Source organism: Cellulosilyticum sp. WCF-2 (genome assembly GCF_003990395.1).
Classification (GTDB): Bacteria; Bacillota; Clostridia; order Lachnospirales; family Cellulosilyticaceae; genus Cellulosilyticum; species Cellulosilyticum lentocellum.
In genome coordinates this window covers 2643629-2666060 of the sequence record NZ_CP034675.1, presented here as the reverse complement: position 1 = coordinate 2666060, position 22432 = coordinate 2643629, and the positions used below count along the sequence as shown (strand labels likewise).

Here is a 22432-nt window from a genome sequence, read left to right as displayed (position 1 = left end):
CGCTTTCTATAGATTTCACTGTTAAATTCTGTTAACAAACAAAAGAAAAGGTATTTATTCTTAGCATCTTGCCCTTGCCAAGATAAATACCTTGTTTTTAAAATAGATTTGCTTTCTTCGGTTGCAAACTAAAATAGAAAATAACCGGCTTATTTTCTTCTGATTCAACGCCGACCACTTCTCCATGTTGTTTGATAATTTCTTTCACAATAACTAACCCTAATCCTACACCGCGCTTATCCATTCCTCTAGAACGATCTCCTTTATAAAAGCGATTCCAAATTTCTGATTGTTGCTCTTTTGGAATAGGTGGTCCTGAATTACAAATAGCTACCCATATTTTATCATCTTTTAATGCTGTTCTTACTTCTATCGTGCCATCTTGCTCTACAAATTTCATAGCATTATCCAAAAGATTTTGGACCACACGGCTGATCCCATCTAAATCTGCTACAACATAAGGTGGATCTGCTTCAAACATCTTAACTAAACTTACACCTTTTTCTAAAGCCCGTTTTTCTAAACTAGCAAAATTACGTTCAATAACACTATTAATATTGAAAGCTGTTTTATGAAGCGCATCTTTAGATTCTTCCATCTTATTTAACTCTAGAATAGTATTAGTCATACCAATCATACGATGCGTTTCACTAAGTACAATCTTTAAATAGCGTTCTTGCTTTTCTGGGGAAATAGTTCCATCTAGCATAGCTGTTACAAAACCTTGGATTGAAGTTAAGGGAGAACGTAAATCATGAGAAACATTGGCAATAAAACTCCGCCTATTCTCCTCAATCTTATCTAATTCTTCAGCCATATGGTTTAACGACAAACCTAGTTCCGCTATTTCATCTTGCCCCTTCACTATAATACGCTCATCAAAATGACCACTTGCTATGGTCTTAGCAACTGTATTCATTTCTTTTAGGGGCTTGGTCATTTGTTTAGAGATAAAATAAATCCATATGAACATGACCGTCCCTACAATCCCCACTACCTTTAAAATTAAATTTCTTACTTCATCAATAGTCTGAAGCACATAAGGCATAGGTGTATGAATAAACAAAGCGTATTGTACCTTTTCACCTACTCCCATGGGATAACCAATGGTTAAAACAGGTGTAGAAAAATAATCTTTAAAACCATTTTCAAGTCCCACTGCACGTCCCTCAAAAACCTCTTGCAAGTTAGCTTCTTTGGGTAACTTTTGTGCCATATTTTGTACACTATCTTTACCAATTACAAGCCCCTCACCCTTTTGATCTACAATCCAGGTAGTCGCTTGCAAATAACTGGACATGACTTGTACACGATATAAAATTTTCTCTAGTGCATCTTCTTTAGAAGTACTATAAGCACCCTCTTTATAAAATTCCGTGGCAATGGTTTGTGCTTGCTTTCTCATAATATCCTGAGTATATTTCACAAAATAGGACTGAAACGAATGGGTAAAGGTGATAAAAAGCATGACTAACATCAGCACTAAAATACTGATATACACAGAAACTAAACGGCTAAATAAACTTGGAAATCTCAGTTTATCCATTATCTCTCGAATTTGTAGCCTACGCCCCAGACGGTTTTTATGCTCCATGTGTGATCACCCTCAAATTTATCTCTTAGCCTCTTAATATGCACATCTACAGTTCTTGTATCTCCTACAAAGTCATATCCCCAAATCTTATCTAAAAGCTGCTCTCTAGTAAAAACTTGTTTAGGATGACTTGCTAGAAAATAAAGTACCTCTAGTTCTTTTGGTGGTAATTCTACTAAAGCCCCTTCATAAGTCACCGAATAATTATCCTTATCAATAATTAAATTATCAAGCACAATACGATTTTTAGGTGCAACTTCCTCTATCGGTTGCGTATTACGTCTAAGGACAGCTTTCACTCTTGCTATAAGTTCTTTAGGATCAAATGGTTTTACCATATAGTCATCAGCCCCTAACTCAAGGCCCAATACCTTATCAAATACCTCTCCTTTAGCAGTGAGCATAATAATCGGCGTGCGATGCTGTTTACGAATTTCTTTACAAACATCATAGCCATCTAGTTCTGGTAACATGACATCTAGCAGTACTAAGTCTGGATGAAAAGATTCAAACACTTCTAAAGCTAAGCGACCTGTAGCCACTTCCTTTGTTTCATATCCTTCTTTATTTAAGTATAAAGCAATTAATTCGGAAATATTGGTGTCATCATCTACTATAAGTATCTTTAACATATCTTCCCTCTTTTCTATAGATTACTGTTTTATTTAATCGTTACTACTGTAACCCCCATTTCTCCTTCTCCATAAAGTCCTGGTCTTTGGTCTTGTACATGAGGGTGTCTTTTTAACTTTTGGGTGATGCCGCTTCTAAGGGCACCTGTTCCTTTACCATGAATAATGGTAACTTGTTTAAGCCCTGATAAGTAGGCGTCATCTAAATATTTATCTACTACCGGCCAAGCTTCATCTACCATCATTCCTCTTACATCTACTTGCGTGGAAATGGTACTTGTTTTATTCATATGATAGCTCACTTGACCTTTTGTTTTTTTCTTTTCCTGCTTTTTAGCTACCTGTATTTCTTCTTCTAATCTTGTAAGCCCACTTAATGGGATGCGCATCGGCATAATACCTACACGTACTTCTACATTACCACTACGGTCTGCTGCTGCCGTTACAACACCTTTTTGCATTAACGAGGTTACCATTACTTCTTCGCCTACTTCTACAGCTTTTAAAGCGACTTTTTCTTGTCTACCTACTACTTTTCCTACACGTTTATGTTGTGCAGAAACAGTATCTGACATGCGCTTTTTTGCATTGTAAAGGCTTTGTTCATCAATGGTTGCTTGCGCTTTTCTAGCTACTGCTCTTACTTCCTTAAGCACCTTGTCCGTTTCAGCTTCAGCCGTTTTAAGTATTTCTTTAGCTTTTAACTCCGCACGTTCTAGTACTTTTTTCTTAGCTTTCTCTAATTTCTTACGTTCGTTTTGAATTTCTTCCTTTAGATGTTCTGCTTCATCACGAAAAGCTTTGGCACGTTCACGTTCCATTTCAGCTAAACGCTTGCTTTGCTCTAAGTCAACTAAGATATCTTCCATTTTGACGTTTTCTTTTTGTAAGTAAACTTTAGCTTCGTCGATGAGATACTCTGGTAATCCTAATTTCATAGAAATAGCAAAGGCATTACTTTTACCTGGTACTCCAATTAAAAGGCGATAAGTTGGTCTTAAGGACTCCACGTCAAATTCACAGCTTGCATTTTCTACGCCATCAGTTGAAAGTGCATATAATTTAAGTTCACTATAGTGAGTCGTTGCAACAGTACGAATTTGTTGTTTTCTAAGATGTTCTAGGATAGCCATGGCTAGGGCAGCTCCTTCTACTGGGTCTGTTCCTGAACCTACTTCATCTAATAATACTAGGGAGTTTAAGCTCATGTCTTTTAAAATGCTTACAATATTAGTCATATGAGCTGAGAAAGTACTTAAACTTTGTTCTATACTCTGCTCATCACCAAGGTCAGCATAAATTCCTTCAAAAATAGCCATTTCACTACCTTCAGCCGCTGGAATCTGTAAGCCTATCGCAGCCATAAGTGAAAAAAGTCCTATTGTCTTTAAGGTAACTGTCTTACCACCTGTATTAGGTCCTGTAATAAGTAAGGTGGTAAAATCCTTTCCTACATAAATGTCAATCGGTACAACACTTTCTTTTGCTAAAAGAGGATGTCTCGCTTTTTTCAGAAAAATGTAACCTTGATTGTTTAAGCGTGGCTCACGACAATCATAACGAAGGGAAAATTCACTACGTGCAAATATACTATCTAAAAGGGTTAAAAGCTCATAGTTTCTTCCAATCTCCTCAGTAATAGGAGCGACTTGATTGGTTAATTCAATGAGCAATTTTTCAATCTCTTCTTGTTCTTTAACCTCTAAACTTTTTAAGGCATTCCCTAACTCTACAACAGCCATAGGTTCAATAAAAACAGTAGCACCTGTAGAGGATTGATCATGTACAATGCCTTTAAATTGACTTTTATACTCAATCTTAATAGGAATACAATAACGATCTTGTCTCAGTGTCACAACAGGATCTTGTATCATATCTTGATAATGGCTAGAATGAATCATATTTTGAAGGACTTCTTTAATTTTAACACCTAAGGATTTCATTTGTTTTCTAATATGTGCCAGTTCAGGTGTTGCATCATCTGCAAACTGATCTGCGGCTATAATACAACGTGAGATTTCTCTTTCTAAGGTTGTAAAAGGTGTTAAGCCTTCAAAATAGCCGCCTATTGAAGGATATACTTCACCTGTAGCAATCGCATCTTGATAGTAGTTCTTGCCTTGTCTTGTTAATCTTAATACATCTCTAATGGCTAACAACTCACCTGCACTCAAAATAGCACCTATATCAATATGTTTTAAAATAGGCTTAACAGCTTTAAGAGTACCAAGAGGCATTTTACCTTGTTTGATACTTATATGAATAGCTTCTGCAGTTTCTTTTTGAAGCGTTTTAACTTCCTCAAGCTCTGTAAGAGGCATTGCATGAGCAACGGCTTCTTTTCCACCTTCTGTTACTGCATAAGCTTTAACTAATTCTTTAACTTTATGAAACTCTAACTTATAAAGTGTTTTTTCATTCATTGTGTTACCTCGTATACAATATTTTACGCTATTTTTATTATGGCACATCTTCTGCTATTTGGAAACACCCTTGCCCGTAATTTCACCAAAACGTAATACAAAAAGAGTCCTCAAAAGGACTCTTCTCATTTTAAAAATAATGTAAGATACGACTTCCCATTACATAATTACGAGTATAGTAATTACTACTTAATCGGCTGAGCATAACACCTCTCGTACTATCTGCATGAAGAAATTGACCATTACCTGCATAAATACCCACATGAGAAATACGGCCGTTATTAACACCCGATGTGTCAAAAAATACTAAGTCTCCTGGCTGAAGCTGTGATTTTGTAACTGGAATACCATCTTTGGCTTGCATATAGGAAACTCTACTAATGTCAATATCAAAACCTGCATAAACCCTTTGGGTTAATCCTGAACAGTCTACTCCGCTTCTTAGATCGTTTCCTCCCCAAACATAAGGGGTTCCAATAAAGAGCTTGCCATAGTCTACAATTTCTTCTCCTAATACTTTACTATATGGAATAAAGCTATCATCAGGTACTTCCACAAAGTCTTTAGATACCCAGCCTTCTTCACCTTTTACACTTACTCTATACCATTTATCATTTTGTCCAAGGATATGGAGTTCTTGCTCATTAGCTAACATAAGCACCTTGCCGTATTTACTTGGATAGTTCCTTACATTGATCTCATTTCCTACTAACTGAGCTGTTACCCCCGTGTAACTTGGAAATATGTTATTTTTAGCTGTAGTAGTAGCATAAACGGGAATTAAAGTTCCCCATAAAATACCAATTAGACATACAGCTTTAATTGTTTTTTTCATTGTTTCCTCCTAAAATGCACACGCTAGGCGTGATTTAAAAATCAACCCTATTTCATTATGAACGGATTTTCTATTTTTTATACATCTTAGTCAGAAAATTGTTTTTATTTACCAGTGATAATGATGTAACTCACCTTGCTTAGTAAGATGCTCAAACTGATGTTGTCTAAGCGCTTCATATATGACAATGGCTACGGAATTAGATAAGTTTAAAGAACGTGCTTCAGAAATCATAGGGATACGAATGCATGTTGCTTTGTTATCTAATAAAATTTCTTCTGGAATACCTGCTGTTTCTTTTCCAAACATAATATAGCATTCTTCTTCATAGCTTACATCTGTATACGTTTGTCTTGATTTTGTTGTTGCCATATAAACTTTAGGGTAATTATTTTTTTCTAGAAATTCCTCATAATTTTTATAAGTTTGAACATTAACAAGATGCCAGTAATCAAGACCTGCTCGTTTAATCTGCTTTTCATCTAAAGAAAAGCCTAAAGGTTCTATTAAATGCAAGGTAGCACCTGTAGCTGCACAGGTTCTTGCAATATTTCCTGTATTTTGCGGTATTTCTGGTTCGTGTAAAACAATATGCATCATTATGTTTCCTTCTTTCTTTATTCATCCATTATTTCTTATTCTAACACGACCTTTCATTTCGTTCAACGATGCCATCTGGCTTATTCATCTATGCGATCATTTAATACTTACCTACTATTCTTTTTACCTGACAATGACGTCTTTTAGGATAAGCTAGGTGATGAAGAAAGTTTAATACCTTTTCTTCATAAGCTTTCTTCTCATGGATATAAGCCCTAATGTGTCCTTGCACAGTAGGTACCCAATAGTCTACTTTTCCTTTTTCTTTAATAGCTTCATAGATAGTAAGGGTATCTTTATAAGGAATGACCTCATCCCCTTCTGCATGAATAAGTAAAAGAGGCCGCTTTCCTAATTGCTTAGCAGCTTCTAAAGGACTTACTTCTTTTATATTCATACGAAGCCAATGCTTAGTTAACCCCACTGTTAAGTAACTAAATGGAAAACTTGGAAGCTTTGTAAAACGGCTCATGTTCTCATATAAATAATGTTTTAAATCCGCATAGGGACTATCTGCTATAATTCCCCTCACTTCTTTTGCCATAGCACCAGCCATAATAGAAACAGCTGCTCCCATTGACCATCCCATTAATACAATATGATGACAATGCTTTTCTTTTTTCACATAACGGATAGCTGCTAATAAATCATAACGTTCTAAATAACCGCCAGTTGACATCCTACCCTCTGAAAAGCCACAGTGTCTAAAGTCATACATAAGTACATGATACCCATCAGCACTCATCTGCTTTACCAAATCAAATAATGCAATTCCTTCTAGTGTTCTTACATTATGATAGCCATGAGATAAAATAACTGTATAACGGCTATCTCTAATCACGCCTTCTTCTTGAGCTGGTATCCACCAACCAGATAACATTAACCTTTTGCCTCCCTTGTTCCTTACTGGTCCATCAAAGCTCACATCTTCATAAAGAAGGCCATAATCTGAAGGCCACTTATTAATGGTTTCAGATGGTGTATACATCATTCGATAACCAATATATAAACAAGTTCCTAATATAGCGCCACCTACTGCGCAAGGCGCTAAAAAAATCCAGTCTTTACTTTTCATTTCTAAGCCACCTCTATTACTTTTTATTAGTTTGTTCATCTACTTGGTTTTCTATAACTATTCTCTGGATACTCATCAAAAAAAGACTTACTTAAGTCCATTGAATAGAATAGGATTGCTTAAGTAAGTCACTACTTTATTTGTTTAGTTTCGCAAAAGCCTCTGCAAAAGCAAAGTTACCTTCTTCCTTTTTAGTTTGCTCCTTAAGGTATTTTTGTACAGACTTCTTGTCTACCTTTTTGCTCTCACTACGGTATTTCTTATTAAAGACACTTAACTTTTCACGGAAAGTACAAGTGGTACAAACATAAATTTGCCCTTCACCTTCTCCTCTTAATTCTAACTTTTTATGGCAGTTAGGGCATCTTGTTTGGGTGAAACGGCTAATATTTTCTCTATAACCACAATTTCTATCTTGACAAACATACAGTTTTCCATGCTTTCCTTTTACTTCTAACATGAGCTTGTTACATTCAGGACAGCGTTTACCTGTTAGATTGTCATGAATATATTTTTCTCCGCTTCCCTTAACAGATTGCACCAGTTCTTCACTATAAACTCTGATTTTTTTCATAAAGGCTTTTGGATCTTGTTTACCTTTACTAATTTGTTCTAATGCCATTTCCCACTCAGCTGTAAGTAGTGGTGATTTTAAATCAACTGGTACTAACTCAATGAGCTGCTTACCTTTAGAAGTAGGAACGATTTCCTTCCCACTTTTCTCGATATAAAACATGTTGTAAAGCTTTTCTATGATATCGGCTCTTGTTGCAACTGTACCAATGCCACCGGTCTCCCCTAATGTCTTAGCTGCCTTTTGATCCACTTCTACATATTGATGAGGTTTTTCCATAGCAGAAAGTAGTGTAGCTTCTGTAAAACGACTAGGTGCTTTTGTCATTTGCTTCGTTTTAAAGAACTGTTCTAAAACAACTGTTTCTCCCTTTTTAACTTCTGGTAAGCTTTGTACCACTTCATCCTCATCTTCATCGGCCTCTATTTCATAAAGCATTTTCCAGCCTGGTTCAATCACTTTTTTGCCCTTTGCTACAAAGCATTCCCCTTCACTGCTTACCTCTAATACGCCTTCATTATAAGCCATAGGTGGTAGTAAAACACTTAGAAAACGCTTGACAACTAAATCATAAATTTTACGTTCATCGCTATTAAGCTTTGATAAATCTGGACTTTCCTCTGTTGGAATGATGGCATGGTGATCTGAAACTTTGCTATTATCTACAAAATGTCTACTTGACTTAATACCATTTTTCAGAACTTCTCTTGCTCCTATTTTATAAGGTCCTATAGCAATAGCATTAATTCTTTCTTTAAGTGTTGGTACGATATCCTCTGACAAGAATCTAGAATCTGTTCTTGGATAAGTAAGCACTTTATAATTTTCATATAAGCGCTGCATCACTGATAGGGTTTCTTTTGGGCTAAAGCCAAAGCGTTTATTGGCATCTCTTTGAAGCTCTGTTAAGTCATATAAAGCTGGTGCATATTGTTTCTTTGATGTTTCCTTATATTCAGTTACTTGTGCCTTGCTCCCTTCTAACTTGCCAATTAAAGTATCTATTTGCTTTTCATCAAAGAAACGGTCACCTTTTTTACCTTTATAAGCAAGTTGAATGCCTTTACACTTGGCTGATAACGTGAAGTAAGGCTTCGGCTGAAAGTTTTTGATAGCTTCTTCTCTAGCTACAATCATTGCTAAAGTGGCTGATTGCACACGGCCTGCTGAAAGCTGCGCATTAAACTTACAAGTCAGTGCTCTAGTAACATTAAGTCCTACTAACCAATCTCCTTCTGCCCTACAGACAGCCGCTTTATATAAGTTTTCATAATCTTTACCTGGCTTAAGATTTTTAAAACCTTCCGAAATTGCTTTATCTGTAACAGATGAAATCCATAAACGTTTAATAGGCTTTTTAACCCCTACTTTATCAATGGTCCACCTTGCTACTAATTCCCCTTCACGTCCTGCATCTGTAGCAATAATGATTTCATCTATGTCTTTTCGTAGCATTAAGCTCTTAACGATTTGAAATTGTTTACCTGTTCCTTTTAATACAGTTAATTTCATGCGTTCTGGTAGCATTGGAAGTGTTTCCATACTCCATGTTTTATATTGATTACCATAAGCTTCTGGGTCAGAAAGACCTACTAAATGTCCCATAGCCCAAGTAACTACATACTTAGGTCCTTCAAAAAAACCATTTTGCTTTTGTGTGCATTTTAAAACACGTGCTATATCTTTTCCCACACTGGGTTTTTCTGCAAATACTAATATTTTTCCCACTTTATTCTCCTTGTCTGCTTACTTTGTCATCTGCTAGCTCGTTTAATAACCTCTTTTATTATAGCATTCTTTTCAAGATATAAACAGCATCAAAAGAACCTCCTATTGTTTATGATAGGAGGTTCTCGTAGAAATAATTTATTTCTTCTTTTTAATAACAATATAGCCTAATAAACCTACGATGACAATAGCACCGATAATACCTATTACTAATGGTACATTAGAGCGTGTTACTGTCTGAGTTGGTGCAGGACTTTCTGTAGGCACTGGTGTTGCTTTTAATGGTGGTTCAGTTGTAGGTGCCTCTGTTTCACTAGATGCTGGTGTTACCTCCGCTACTTGATTAGCCAATGCCTCTATTGCTGTTTGGGCTTCAGCTTCTGTTTTATAAAGCTGCGCCTCACCTGCAGCAACACCTAAATCATTACTTCCTGCTAGAGCTGAAATAACGACCCAATATTCCTGTTGCTGGTCTATAGGAATATCTTTAATATCACTAGATTGTGCTTCTGCTTGGCCATCTCCATTGATATCCACACTAAATACTAAATTTAAATGATGCTCCGCATTAATGGTAGCTGTATACCAATGCTCCGTTTCCTCAGCTGTCATAGTTGTTCCTGGAAATGCACCAAGTATCTCTCCATCATCACCCCAGTTATATATATTCATACTCTCCCATCCACTATTATATGCATGAATGACTACAGAAGTGGCAGCTTTAGTCTCTGCACTTAACCCCCAAATACTTGTTACAATTCCTAATGCCATTAAAAATGACCCTACTCTTTTTAACATCTGATTCATTTTATTCACTCCTTATAGATTAAATTTTTAATTAGCTATTTATTATTTTGATATAATAAGTGTGTCCTGCAGGAATAACCAAGCTGTCTTTTTGATTGATAGGGGTATTATATAATACCTCTTCACATCTACCTCCTTCCTTCTTTCCTCTGTATGCTATTTCATAAGTGAGGGGCACCTGTGTTTGATTGATCACTATATCTATCATTGCTTCCTGATCATATCGTCTCATAACAAAAAGCTTCCCTTGGTAAAACAAGCTCATTTCTCCTGTTTGAAGTACTTTTTCTTGCTTTCTAATCGCTATTAATCGCTTATAATAATGATATACATCTTGATCCCAATGTGCTTCACACCAATCAAATCCTTTTCTGCATCCCGGATCATATTCACCTATCATCCCAATTTCTGTACCATAATAAGTACACGGAATCCCTATATAGCCGAATAAAAAAGCTACTGCATTTTTAAGTGAAGCCTTATCTTCCTGACATAAAGTTAAAAACCTTTCTGTATCATGACTATCTAAAAGATTAAGCATCCCTTCATTAACTTGCTTAGGATAACGCATATATAAACTCGTCAGTTGTTCTTTAAAAGCCTTAGCATCTATAGCCTTTCTAGCAAAATAATCTCCCATTAATTTAGTAAGTGGATAATTCATGACACTATCAAATTGATCACCCATGAGCCACGGATAAGCATTGTGCCAATTCTCTCCAATAATCACCACCTCTTGATTAATGCCTTTTACTAGTTCTCTAAATGCTCTCCAAAAGCCATGTTCGATTTCATCTGATACATCTAAACGCCAGCCATCAATACCATAGGTTTTGGTCCAATAACGAACAACGGAAAAAAGATACTTTCTTACTTCTGGATGAGCTGTATTTAGTTTTGGCATATAAGGCACCTGAGAAAAAGTTAAATAGTTAGGCGGTTCTATAATCACTTTCTCCCCTTTAATAAAAAACCAATCATAATACTTAGATGCTCGCCCTTTTTGAACCACATCTTGAAATGGAGCAAATGCCATACCACAATGATTAAGCACCGCATCTAAAATAATTTTCATCCCTTTTTGATGTGCTTTTAAGACTAGTTCCTCAAAAATTTTTTCATCTCCGAAATAAGTATCAATTCGCATGTAATCTACAGTATCATATTTATGATTAGAAGGAGATTCAAAAATAGGGGTTAAATAAATGGCATTAATACCTAGTTTTTCTAAGTAATCTAACTTTTCTATAATCCCCTTTAAGTCTCCTCCAAAAAAACTCTTAGGCGTAGGATCATCTTCCCAGGGGGTTAAAGGTGTTGGAGAATTTGCTACATCCCCATTAAAAAAACGCTCTACAAAAATCTGATAAAAAATAGCATCTTGAAGCCAAGAAGGCTGCTTATGTACATCTTCTGCATTAATAAAGGGATATTGAAAATAATAACAATATGCCATATCATCATTAAATGTTTCCTCTAATCCCACTTCCGTTAAAAATAAATAGTCCTCTCCTTTTTTTAGTCCAAAGTAATAACCTAGTCTAGTATCCTCTAATTGAAGCCTGTACTCATAATAGTCATAATACTCATCTTGATAAACTTTCTGCATCCGCCCACTCTTTTTATTTTGCCAATTAAACTTATTGCCATAAAATAAAGTGACTTCCTCTAAATCATCTTTGGCGGTCCTTAAACGAATATGTAGTTCATCTAACTTATAAGCATAAGCATAATTACTTTTTGGGATATGGCATAGTGCTTCTTTATTCATATTAGTCTCCTTTATACTGTTATTCAGCTTGAGAAGCAAGTATAGCCTCCCAAGTTTCTATCGTCTTTTTCTGTGCTTCATCAGGCGTAAGTTCTCCATCATATAAAGAAATCAGCGACTTCTCTGTAGCTGTCCAAAAAGCTTTAATATCCTTTACATTAGGCATAGGAAAGGAATTTTCAAATTGCTGTGTAAAAGGTTTCACCAAAGGGTCTTCTCCTAGGCCTCTTACATTGGATACATCCTTTAAGGTTGTAATTTTATTAGCTTTTTCATAAAGTAATGAAGCCCCTTCATCTGACACAAGAAATTCAGCTAGTAATTGGGCTGCTATAGGATACTCTGTCCAAGCTGATACATGAGCTGTTTTCACCCCTGCAAAAGGTGTTAAACTTCTTCCTTCATAAGTAGGTAGCGTCGTTACGCCAAAATGAACCCCACTATCTCTAAAGGTTTTGATATCCCATGGTCCTGTAATCTCATAAGCTACCTTCCCTTCCATGAATAAATTTCTCACAAACTCTGCATTCCTTAAATCTGTAGCACTAACAGGCATAATTTCACGAAGGCTATAAATAAGTTCAAGTCCCTTTTTAAAAGCCTCTGTTTCAAAGCCAGGATGTGCATTATCATCACCATTCTCTCCAAACGCATGATAACCAAAAGCACTTAATAAAGGATAGGCTTTATAGGTATCAGGGGTAGAATAAAGGAAATAAAACTTATTGTTTACCACATCATTATAAATCTTAGACTCTTCTAATATTTCCTCTAGTGTGATAGCTGGTGTTTCACCTACAAGATCTTTGTTATAAAATAAGCAACTGGTTTCAATGGATACTGGTACCCCATATAGTTTGTTATCTACCGTTACCGTTTTAATACCAACATCATTCATCTTTGCTTTAATACGTTCAGCTATTTGTGGATTAATCTCTAAAAACAAACCTGCTGCCATGCCTGTTGGCATATTATCATGTGAACTCATAAATACATCTGCTCCTGTCTGAGTCGGTCCAGTTAAAATCATTTTGTCAATTTCACCCATACCTACTTTTTCTACTGTGACTGGCACACTATATTGAGCTTCAAAAGCAGTAGCAATGGCTTTGCCATACTCCTCATCTACGGTCCAAAATACAAGCTTTGCCCCTTGTTCTGGTACCAATTCCCCCTTTTCATTGACTTCATTACTTTTCACCTCAGTTTCATCCTCTATAGGCAAAGCCTTATGGCAACCCATAGCTCCTAAACTTATTAATAAACTTAATGTAATAATGGCATGTTTTTTAAATTTCATTTATTAATCCCCCTTTGATTTCACTATTCTTTACTTGCTCCTGATGCAATACCTTGTACTAGAAACTTCTGAAATACTAAGAATAAAAGCGTACATGGAACAGCAATAACCACTGAACCTGCTGCAAAAGTTGTAAAATAAGAGTTTTCATTGCCTGTAATCATACTATAAAGGCCAACAGCTACCGTTCTTGTTTTGTCTCCTGTTAACAAAAGATTGGGTAAAATATAATCCATCCATGGGAACATAAATTGTGAAACCATACAGTACACAATGATTGGCTTTGACATAGGTACAATGATTTTAAAAAATGTGGTAAGTTTTGTACTACCATCAATATAAGCAGCTTCATCTAGTGACATAGAAATACCATCTAAGTAACCTTTAACAAGCCAAACATTATATGGAATGGCACCTATCGAATACAGAAGTACTAAAGCTAGTGGTTTTCCTACCAACCCCAAGTTAACAAACAGCGAATAAATAGCTGTCATAGATAAAAAGCTAGGAAACATGGATAAGATAAGTAAAGTGATAAGACCTTGCTTTTTCCCTTTAAATTGAAATCGTGATAATACCCAAGCAGTTATTAAGATGAGAAAAACTGAAATGATTGCATTTAAAGTAGCAATTTGAAATGTATTACTAAACCAAGTGGTAAAATTCGTTTCTTGAAAAAGTCGCCTATAGTTTTCGAAAGTCAATTGCTTTGGAATGAAGGTAGAAGTTGCTAAACTTGTTCCTTTATTAAAAGAAGATAAGACAATCCACGAAACGGGTACAATCACAATGATCGACATGATAATTAATTCTAGATTCACCAAAATGGTCTTAATTCTTGTCTTCATGCTATTCCACCTCCTTAAAAGCTTGTGTTCTTTTAAAGTTATAAAAAGATACCGTTCCTATGACTACAAAAATGATAATACACATAACAGCGGCCATATTATACATTTGATCACTTAAGGTAAGCTTATAGATCCAAGAAATAAGAATATCTGTATGACCTGCTAAATGATAATTCGGATTAGCTGGATTTCCTTCCGTCAAGAAATAAATAATACCAAAGCAGTTAAAATTATTAGCCAGATTCATAATAATGAGTGGTGCCGTTGCCCTAAAAATAAGTGGTAATGTGATATACTTAAAAGACTGAAAAGATGTAGCTCCATCAATGTGGGCTGCTTCATAAAAAGCCTGATCCACATTCCCTAATACCCCCTGAATCATTACCATAAACATCGGAAAACCAAGCCATAAATTAACAACGATAATCGTAACCTTAGCAATAATCGGATCTGATAAAAAGGGAATTCTCTCATTCACCAAGCCTATATCAATAAGTAATTGACCTAAAGGGCCAAACTGACCATTGAGTAAGTTTCTAAATACCAATAGTGTAATCATTTGTGGAATAGCCCAAGGTAAAATAAGAATGCCTCTAAAAAAAGCTTTGCATTTAGCATAGGAGCTACTTAATAAAATGGCTTGAAATAAGCCTAGAAAGTAAGTTGTAAAGGTTGCACTTACAGCCCAAATAATCGTCCAGCCTAAAACTGAAAAAAAAGTTGTGGACCACACTGGTACTTGAAATAACTTGGTAAAGTTAGAAAGTCCTACCCAATCAATTAAATGAGCTGGGGGTAAATGATTTTTATTATAGTTTGTAAATGCCGTTAAAACTGAAAAGATAATAGGCATCACAACAATAAACATAATAGCCACTACAATAGGTGCTAAAATCACATACGGAAAGAACTTAGTACAAGTCAGTTTCAAATACTCTTTTGAAGATATATAAATTCCCTTTTCGTCAATCATCTTGCCAGTTTGATAGCTGTCTCGTAAATTCCATATATAAATGGCTATAAATAATCCTAAAAGCAATAGGACAATAATGCCATTAATTAAAAGTATTGTTGAATGGTCTCCTGTTCTAGCGCCTACCTTCTCTCCCAAGGTAATAAATCCCCAAATACCTTTTGTAAAATAACCACCATGAATTCTTATACTAAACTGCTTAATTTGACCACTTAAATATTCTAACCAATAGCCGCTTTGTAGCTCTATTCCCACGAATAGCATTTGTACAATGAAGAACAATAGCCCCTTTATGTATTGCTCGCCTATGAAAAATTGTCCACTTCCCCATATGAAAGCAGATAATCCTACTGCCTTTGTACTTTTCTTCATTTCACATCCTCCCATCACCTAATACTCAATAACTTAATCGTTTAAGTTGATTTTAATTTATCACGATATTTTTCTATAGTCAATATAATTTTCACAATTTTATTTTTATTTAAACCATTTTTTTGTTGCATTTTACTAATATTTTTACTTAATCATTTTTTGTTAAGTCGTTTTCTTACCTTTCCTCGCTTCTATTTACATACTTTTTACACTATCATTTCTTTTTATTAAGTTAAATAAGTAGCTGAATAAAATAAAAATACGTAAAAAAAGAAGTTGCATTTCTGCAACCTCTTTTTAGTCCTATTAATCTGGTAACATTAAAATTCTCGTTTCTGCTGCTTCATCATATTTCAAAGTTAAAAGCTGCTTTAGAATGTGAACACCCATTTCAGCTTTTCTTTTATTACTTACTTCTATATATCTTGTATATGGTAATAAAGTTTCTCTGGCCGCTCCTGAAGCAATCACTACTATTTGGCTAGAATCTATATAACGCTCTACTTGTACCCCTAGATTTTCACCTATTACAATACCTTTTTTCCCTATATGCCGTTCTAAAAAAGCTTTCATATCAGCATGTCTTTTATGAATGAAAATATCTTCTTGCTTAAAATCACTCATTAAAGTATTTCTTACTTTGCCATTAATCACATCTTCCATTATTAAATAAGGATAGGGTTCACCTAGCATTCGTTTAGCTTGGTTTAACAGAAAAGTATAGTCCGGTAATACTTTATAAAACAGCTGTAATTCAACATCACAATCCATAAAAATAATAGGAACATAATATTGACTTGTAATTTTTTTAAAATGTTTTTCATCTACATCAATAATAAATGCAGCTTCTAAAGAACGCTTAGAGATAATATCTATATTTTCAAGATCATGTGTCATAGAAATCACTGTATCATATCCTATTTGATGCAGCTCACCTTGAAGGTGAGCTGCTAAATCATAATAATATTGCTTTTTAGTGATGGGGTCATCAGGTTTTAAATGAATCATAATCCCTACTAAATTACTTTTCCTATTTACTAAGGATCTAGCAGATAAATTAGGGACATAACCCATTCTTTTAGCAGTTTCTAATACCTTAAGTCTCATATCATGACTAATTTTTTCTTTTTCTGAATGGTTTATGACATAAGAAACCGTAGCTAAAGAAATATTTAATTCTTTAGCTATGTCTTTCATTGTGACTTTCCCCTTAGCCATTAGACATCCCCCCATGACTTATATGATTTCTTCTTATCTTATCTCGTTTCACTACTTATTTGCTTAAATGTGCAATACGTTCTACCACAGCTTCAAGCATTGTTTCGTATTTTTCCTTTTTAGCTTTTTCTTCTTCTAAAAGTTTGGCTGGTGCTTTTGCTACGAAGCCTTCATTTGCTAATTTTTTATTAACACGTTCTACTTCACCTTCAAGTTTTGCTTTTTCTTTAGCAAGACGATCCAGTTCTTTTTCGATATCTACTAAATCAGCAAATGGAATATAAACCGTTGCATTTGGAATCACTACAGATACAGCATCACTATCAATACCTGCATTATCTTTTTGAATCACAACTTCTGAAGCATAACCTAGTACTGCAAAGAATACCTTACCATTTTCAAAGGTGCTAATTACTTTTTCATCTTCTGATACAACAAATACTTTTGCTTTTCTTGATGGTGGTACATTCATTTCACTACGTAAGTTACGAATGTTACGTACAGCTTCTTTGATTAAGTTAATTTCTTCTTCTTCAGCTTTAAAGTTCCACTCTTCTATAAAAGCAGGCCATGTTGAAATCATGATAGAGTCTTCTTGATCTTGTAGACCAAGGAAAATTTCTTCTGTAATAAATGGCATATAGGGATGAAGCATTTTTAAAATCTGGGTCATGACTGTCTTAAGAGTCCAAAGTGCTGCAGGTCTTGTAACGTCTTCTTTGTTATAAAGACGTGGTTTTACCATTTCAATATACCAGTCGCAGAACTCTTCCCATGCAAAGTCATATAATTTTTGAACAGCTACACCAAGGTCATATTTATCCATATTATCGGTTACTTCCTTAGCTAAAGTATTCACTTTTGAAAGAATCCATTTATCAGCAGGAATTAAGTCTTTTAAGTCTACTGTTAAATTAATATCCTCTCCTTCATAGTTCATCATAATGAAACGTGCTGCATTCCATAATTTATTACCAAAGTTACGGTTAGCTTCTACTCTTTCATAGTAGAAACGCATATCATTACCAGGTGCATTACCTGTTACAAGCGTGAGTCTTAAAGCATCTGCACCGTATTTTTCAATCACTTCAAGTGGGTCTACCCCATTACCAAGTGATTTACTCATCTTACGCCCATCAGCTGCACGTACAAGCCCGTGGAATAAAACATCTTTAAATGGAATTTCTCCCATTTGTTCAATACCTGAGAATACCATACGGATAACCCAGAAGAAAATAATATCATAACCTGTTACAAGGACACTTGTAGGATAGAAATGTTTAAGCTCTTCTGTATTTTCTGGCCAACCTAAAGTTGAGAATGGCCATAGCGCTGAGCTAAACCATGTATCAAGGGTATCTTCATCTTGAACAAAGTTTGAACCACTACATTTAGAGCATGTATGAGGTTTTTCTCTAGCAATAATAATTTCACCACAATCTTGACAGTAGTAAGCAGGGATTCTGTGTCCCCACCATAATTGACGAGAAATACACCAATCTCTGATATTTTCAAGCCAGTTGTAATAGGTTTTTTCCATACGTTTTGGTACAAGATTGAGTTCACCGCTTTTAACAGCTTCAATAGCAGGTTTAGCCATTTCTTCCATTTTTACAAACCATTGTGCCTTGATCATTGGTTCAATAACACATTTACAACGGTCATGTGTTCCTACATTATGCGTATGAGGTTCTACTTTTACAAGGAAACCTGCTGCTTCTAAATCAGCTACTAAAGCTTTTCTTGCTTCATAACGATCCATACCTGCATATTTACCACAAAGGTCATTCATACTGCCGTCATCATTCATGACACAGATTTCTGGTAAGTCATGACGTTTACCTACTTCGAAGTCATTAGGGTCATGTGCTGGTGTAATTTTAACAACACCTGTTCCAAATTCTTTATCAACATAAGAATCTGCTACGACTGGAATCTCACGATCCACAAGTGGAATACGAACCATTTTACCTACTAAGTGAGCATAACGTTCATCTTCTGGGTTAACAGCAATGGCAGTATCTCCAAGCATAGTTTCAGGTCTTGTTGTTGCTAATTGTACAAATTCCTCACTACCTACTACAGGATAACGAAGATGCCAGAAATGACCTTCTTTTTCCTCATGTTCTACTTCTGCATCTGAAATAGAAGTCCCACAAACTGGACACCAGTTAATAATGCGTGAGCCTCTGTAAATATAACCTTTTTCATAAAGTCTAATGAAAACCTCTTGTACAGCTTCTGAGCAGCCTTCATCCATGGTAAAGCGTTCTCTATCCCAATCACAAGAAGAACCTAATTTTTTAAGCTGTTCTACAATACGGCCGCCATATTGCTCTTTCCACTCCCATACTTTTTCTAAGAAACCTTCACGGCCTAAATCTTCTTTTGTAAGCCCTTCAGCTGCAATTTTTTCTACCACTTTAACTTCTGTTGCAATACTCGCATGGTCTGTTCCTGGTACCCAAAGGGCATTAAAACCTTGCATACGTTTGTAACGTGTTAAAATATCTTGAAGGGTATTATCAAGAGCATGACCCATGTGAAGTTGCCCTGTGATATTGGGTGGTGGCATCACAATTGTAAAAGGTTTTTTATCTTTTTCTACTTCAGCATGAAAATAACCTTTTTCCATCCATTGATGATAAAGGCGCTCTTCAACGCTACTTGGATCATATACTTTTTCTAACTGCTTCATATTGTTCCTCCTTGTGAATGATCTACTTTGTAATTATTTAGATATATAAGTTTGTAAACATTATTCATGATGCGCCTAGCAAAAGAAAAACAAAGCCGACGCCAACAACAACTAATCCTGCCATCCTTACTGCAATGACGGCACCCGATGTTAATAAATGCATTTCTGCTTCATCCTTAGGATCCATCTTTGTTTTGCCACGTACAATACGTCTAGCAAAAAAACAAATCATGAGTCCAATGCACAAAAGCACAAAACCTATCATCTGCATCGTCTCACCCCTTTATTTTAGGCATTTTTTAAGGTAATAACGTCAAAAAGAGCTTCTTCATCCCAATAAGGACGAAGAAGCTCGCGGTACCACCTTAATTCTTTGCAATGTAAATAAATAAATAAATAAATTACTTTGCAAAACACTTGTTAGCTTTAACGGGCATACCCGCCATTTCCTACTATTTTCAGAAATGGTGCTCCAAAGCTACCTTCTAGTGTTCTTTTCGTAAGAAGACTTTCAGCTTATAATCTTCTCTCTCTATACGCAGTAGCACTATACTCCTCTTTTTCATTGCATCAAATGTTTAATTACTTAACATTTTATGCACCTTTCTCGGTTTTGTCAAGCATCATACTTTCATTATAAGCTTCAATAGCTACTGCTACCTTCTCTTTTAAATGTTCTTCTTGACCCAACGCATAGATCTCTTTCCATAGCTCTTCTTCATAAGCTCTTAACCCATGAATTTGTTCAATCGCTTTCTCTCGTTCTTCTTTTACCTGTTTCATCTCATTAAGCTTTTTAGGCGTTAAAACCCAGTCTGATAGATTATTAATATAATCTATCTTAATTCCCTTGCCACTTAAAATAGCTAACATATCTTCTTCAATCTCATTAAGCGTTTCATTCATCTGCAAATAAATACGTTCATTATTTTTGTTTTTTAAGTAACGGTTATAATAAAGCTCTAGCTTAGCAACGCTGTCTACACCTAACTTATGATATTGAAATTCTAGATACTGTACTTGATTAAACAATCTAATTTTAGCTTTGTTAAGATATTTAACAGCTTTTTGTTGTAAGACTACGTTCCTACTGAGTTCTTTGTCAATGTTTTCTTTCAAAATAACAACACCTATAAATAAAGCTACTACTACAAATCCTATAGTTGTTAGAACTATCCATATCTGTTCTCTTAATGTCTGCAAGACCGCAAAGGAAACAAATAAGCAAATGACAATAGCTGCTATCATGATGCCACTAAACCCTTTCAGAAAACGATATCCTAGTAAAAGAGATTCTCTTTCTTCATAAAGCTCTTCTTTTTCTTCTTCTAAGTAAAAAATATGATTTTCTGTTTCTCTACGTCGTTTTTCTGCTATTTGCATTTCCTTAATGAGGTCAGGTATCTCTTCTTCATACTGACCTACTCTTGCTAAAGCTGAATTATTACTAATGAGTCTGCCTCTTAGATTCATCTTTTTTTCTTCTATGGTCTTAGCACGCCCTGCTAAAATATCTAACTTATGTATATCTTCTTTGTCTAACACTTCATATTGACTAGCTAAAGTTTCTTTACCCTCTAGCTCCTCAAGATAGTGCTGAGTACGACTCATTTTCATCTGAAGTTCATAAAGTTCCTCAAATAAACCCTCCATTGAATGTTCATCTAATTCCGTCCCTTTGCGAAACTTATTTTTTGCAAATAAGGTTGTCCATATTTTCTTTATTTTACTCACGCCTCGTTCCCCTTTGCCCTATCAAATCTTTTTTCTATATTATCACACTTCACTCATAAAAAAAAGAACCCCAAAGGGTTCTTCTTAAAGCTCACTACCAAGTACATCACCAAGTGTTACTTTTTCATCACCTGATGTCATATATTCGCTGATTTCTTCATCCATTTTAGCTGCTTCTAACTCTTTAAGAGAAAGACCAATTTTTTTAGCTTCTTTATCGATTGTAACGATTTTAGCTTGTACTTCTTGACCCATTTCTAAAGCTTCTTCTGGTTTGTTAATACGTTTTTCACTAATTTGAGAAATGTGAATTAAACCTTCTAAACCATCTGCAATAGCAGCAAAAGCACCAAAGCTTGCAAAACGTGTCACTTTGGCTGGCACAACATCACCTACTTCAAAGTTGCTTACTGCAAGTAACCATGGATCTGTTGTCATATCTTTTAAGCTTAATGCAATTTTACCTGTACTTTGATCTACAGAAGAAATAATCACATCTACTTTATCGCCTTCTTTTACCACATCTGAAGGGTGTTTAATACGTACCCATGAAAGATCTGTATTATGCACAAGACCTTCAACACCACCAAGATCTACAAAAGCACCATATGGCATTAATTTTGTTACTGTTCCTGATACTTTTTCACCTTCTACAAGAGCAGCAAGTTTTTGTGCTTTTTCTGCTTGTGCTTTTTCTGTTGCAATACGTTTACCTGATAAAACAAGTTTTTTAGATTTAGGAACAAACTCAATAATTTCAACTTCTATATCTTTACCAACGAAAGCCGCAAGGTCGGCTACATAAGTATTCGTTAATTGGGAACCTGGAATAAATCCACGAAGTCCCTTAATAGGTGCTACAACCCCACCTTTAACAACTTCTTTTACATGTACTGTAAAAGTTGCTTTCTTTTCAAATAATTCTTGAATTTCCTCTATAGCTGTTTCAGCCTCTGCTCTTCTTTTAGATACAAGAACATTGCCTTCACCATCATCTACTTTCATAACATAAACATCAAAAGTATCGTCTTCTTTGATGCTTGTACGATCTATTTCATCATAAGCTACTTCTTGCCAAGGAATAAGGCCATCTGCATGATACCCAATATTCACAATAACACCTTGTTCACCAACAAGTGCTACTTTAGCTGGTAAGATTTGACCTCTATATATACGTGTCATTGATTTATCTACTTCTGCCATTAAGTCCGCCATGGTTAGATTTTCTTCCATTTTCTAATCCTCCTTCG

Annotated in this window: 17 protein-coding genes and 1 other annotated feature; all 17 genes read right to left on the bottom strand. The window is 35.3% G+C overall.

Annotated elements, in window-relative coordinates:
* Positions 1–97 precede the first annotated feature (97 nt).
* The gene (locus EKH84_RS11835; RefSeq protein WP_083801255.1) at positions 98–1594 is read right to left on the bottom strand and encodes a sensor histidine kinase; all 1497 of its coding nucleotides are present in this window, start codon (positions 1592–1594) and stop codon (positions 98–100) included.
* Positions 1546–2226 (bottom strand): response regulator transcription factor, encoded by a 681-nt coding sequence (locus EKH84_RS11830; RefSeq protein ID WP_127066459.1) that lies wholly within the window; start codon positions 2224–2226, stop codon positions 1546–1548. The genes EKH84_RS11835 and EKH84_RS11830 overlap by 49 nt, the downstream gene beginning before the upstream one ends.
* A gap of 29 nt (positions 2227–2255) precedes the next feature.
* Entirely contained in the window at positions 2256–4649 is a 2394-nt protein-coding gene (locus tag EKH84_RS11825) for an endonuclease MutS2 (RefSeq protein ID WP_127066458.1), read from the bottom strand.
* Between the two features lie 130 nt (positions 4650–4779).
* Entirely contained in the window at positions 4780–5484 is a 705-nt protein-coding gene (locus EKH84_RS11820) for a C40 family peptidase (protein ID WP_127066457.1), read from the bottom strand.
* Between the two features lie 108 nt (positions 5485–5592).
* Positions 5593–6084, bottom strand: a complete 492-nt coding sequence (gene trmL / locus EKH84_RS11815; RefSeq protein WP_127066456.1) for a tRNA (uridine(34)/cytosine(34)/5-carboxymethylaminomethyluridine(34)-2'-O)-methyltransferase TrmL — start codon at positions 6082–6084, stop codon at positions 5593–5595.
* A gap of 100 nt (positions 6085–6184) precedes the next feature.
* Positions 6185–7159, bottom strand: coding sequence for an alpha/beta hydrolase (locus EKH84_RS11810; RefSeq protein WP_190283314.1), 975 nt, complete (start codon positions 7157–7159; stop codon positions 6185–6187).
* Positions 7160–7295: 136 nt separating this feature from the next.
* Positions 7296–9461 (bottom strand): DNA topoisomerase III, encoded by a 2166-nt coding sequence (locus tag EKH84_RS11805; RefSeq protein ID WP_127066454.1) that lies wholly within the window; start codon positions 9459–9461, stop codon positions 7296–7298.
* A gap of 138 nt (positions 9462–9599) precedes the next feature.
* Complete coding sequence (locus tag EKH84_RS11800; protein WP_127066453.1) at positions 9600–10268, bottom strand: starch-binding protein; 669 nt, start codon at positions 10266–10268, stop codon at positions 9600–9602.
* Positions 10269–10299: 31 nt separating this feature from the next.
* Positions 10300–12039 (bottom strand): glycoside hydrolase family 13 protein, encoded by a 1740-nt coding sequence (locus tag EKH84_RS11795; RefSeq protein WP_127066452.1) that lies wholly within the window; start codon positions 12037–12039, stop codon positions 10300–10302.
* A 19-nt stretch (positions 12040–12058) separates the two neighbouring features.
* On the bottom strand, positions 12059–13339 hold the full coding sequence (locus tag EKH84_RS11790) for a sugar ABC transporter substrate-binding protein (protein ID WP_127066451.1): 1281 nt from the start codon (positions 13337–13339) through the stop codon (positions 12059–12061).
* A 23-nt stretch (positions 13340–13362) separates the two neighbouring features.
* The gene (locus EKH84_RS11785; protein ID WP_013656945.1) at positions 13363–14187 is read right to left on the bottom strand and encodes a sugar ABC transporter permease; all 825 of its coding nucleotides are present in this window, start codon (positions 14185–14187) and stop codon (positions 13363–13365) included.
* A gap of 1 nt (position 14188) precedes the next feature.
* Positions 14189–15532, bottom strand: a complete 1344-nt coding sequence (locus EKH84_RS11780; protein ID WP_127066450.1) for a carbohydrate ABC transporter permease — start codon at positions 15530–15532, stop codon at positions 14189–14191.
* 306 nt (positions 15533–15838) lie between these two features.
* Positions 15839–16750 carry a LacI family DNA-binding transcriptional regulator gene (locus EKH84_RS11775; RefSeq protein ID WP_013656943.1) on the bottom strand — a complete coding sequence of 304 codons (912 nt, stop codon included), beginning with the start codon at positions 16748–16750 and terminating at the stop codon, positions 15839–15841.
* Between the two features lie 55 nt (positions 16751–16805).
* Positions 16806–19448, bottom strand: a complete 2643-nt coding sequence (locus EKH84_RS11770; protein WP_127066449.1) for a valine--tRNA ligase — start codon at positions 19446–19448, stop codon at positions 16806–16808.
* A 64-nt stretch (positions 19449–19512) separates the two neighbouring features.
* Positions 19513–19719 (bottom strand): hypothetical protein, encoded by a 207-nt coding sequence (locus EKH84_RS11765; protein ID WP_013656941.1) that lies wholly within the window; start codon positions 19717–19719, stop codon positions 19513–19515.
* A gap of 64 nt (positions 19720–19783) precedes the next feature.
* Positions 19784–20023 (bottom strand) — a binding site (T-box leader).
* A gap of 19 nt (positions 20024–20042) precedes the next feature.
* Positions 20043–21182: a hypothetical protein gene (locus EKH84_RS11760; protein WP_127066448.1), complete on the bottom strand. Its 1140-nt coding sequence runs from the start codon at positions 21180–21182 to the stop codon at positions 20043–20045.
* A gap of 84 nt (positions 21183–21266) precedes the next feature.
* Complete coding sequence (gene rpsA, locus EKH84_RS11755) at positions 21267–22415, bottom strand: 30S ribosomal protein S1 (RefSeq protein WP_127066447.1); 1149 nt, start codon at positions 22413–22415, stop codon at positions 21267–21269.
* Positions 22416–22432: the final 17 nt, after the last annotated feature.

Bases quoted from the DNA above. Each gene is read 5' to 3' on its own strand.
- EKH84_RS11835 (WP_083801255.1), bottom strand. From the start codon at position 1,594: ATGGAGCATAAAAACCGTCTGGGGCGTAGGCTACAAATTCGAGAGATA.
- EKH84_RS11830 (WP_127066459.1), bottom strand. From the start codon at position 2,226: ATGTTAAAGATACTTATAGTAGATGATGACACCAATATTTCCGAATTA.
- EKH84_RS11825 (WP_127066458.1), bottom strand. From the start codon at position 4,649: ATGAATGAAAAAACACTTTATAAGTTAGAGTTTCATAAAGTTAAAGAA.
- EKH84_RS11820 (WP_127066457.1), bottom strand. From the start codon at position 5,484: ATGAAAAAAACAATTAAAGCTGTATGTCTAATTGGTATTTTATGGGGA.
- trmL (WP_127066456.1), bottom strand. From the start codon at position 6,084: ATGATGCATATTGTTTTACACGAACCAGAAATACCGCAAAATACAGGA.
- EKH84_RS11810 (WP_190283314.1), bottom strand. From the start codon at position 7,159: ATGAAAAGTAAAGACTGGATTTTTTTAGCGCCTTGCGCAGTAGGTGGC.
- EKH84_RS11800 (WP_127066453.1), bottom strand. From the start codon at position 10,268: ATGAATCAGATGTTAAAAAGAGTAGGGTCATTTTTAATGGCATTAGGA.
- EKH84_RS11795 (WP_127066452.1), bottom strand. From the start codon at position 12,039: ATGAATAAAGAAGCACTATGCCATATCCCAAAAAGTAATTATGCTTAT.
- EKH84_RS11790 (WP_127066451.1), bottom strand. From the start codon at position 13,339: ATGAAATTTAAAAAACATGCCATTATTACATTAAGTTTATTAATAAGT.
- EKH84_RS11785 (WP_013656945.1), bottom strand. From the start codon at position 14,187: ATGAAGACAAGAATTAAGACCATTTTGGTGAATCTAGAATTAATTATC.
- EKH84_RS11780 (WP_127066450.1), bottom strand. From the start codon at position 15,532: ATGAAGAAAAGTACAAAGGCAGTAGGATTATCTGCTTTCATATGGGGA.
- EKH84_RS11775 (WP_013656943.1), bottom strand. From the start codon at position 16,750: ATGGCTAAGGGGAAAGTCACAATGAAAGACATAGCTAAAGAATTAAAT.
- EKH84_RS11770 (WP_127066449.1), bottom strand. From the start codon at position 19,448: ATGAAGCAGTTAGAAAAAGTATATGATCCAAGTAGCGTTGAAGAGCGC.
- EKH84_RS11765 (WP_013656941.1), bottom strand. From the start codon at position 19,719: ATGCAGATGATAGGTTTTGTGCTTTTGTGCATTGGACTCATGATTTGT.
- rpsA (WP_127066447.1), bottom strand. From the start codon at position 22,415: ATGGAAGAAAATCTAACCATGGCGGACTTAATGGCAGAAGTAGATAAA.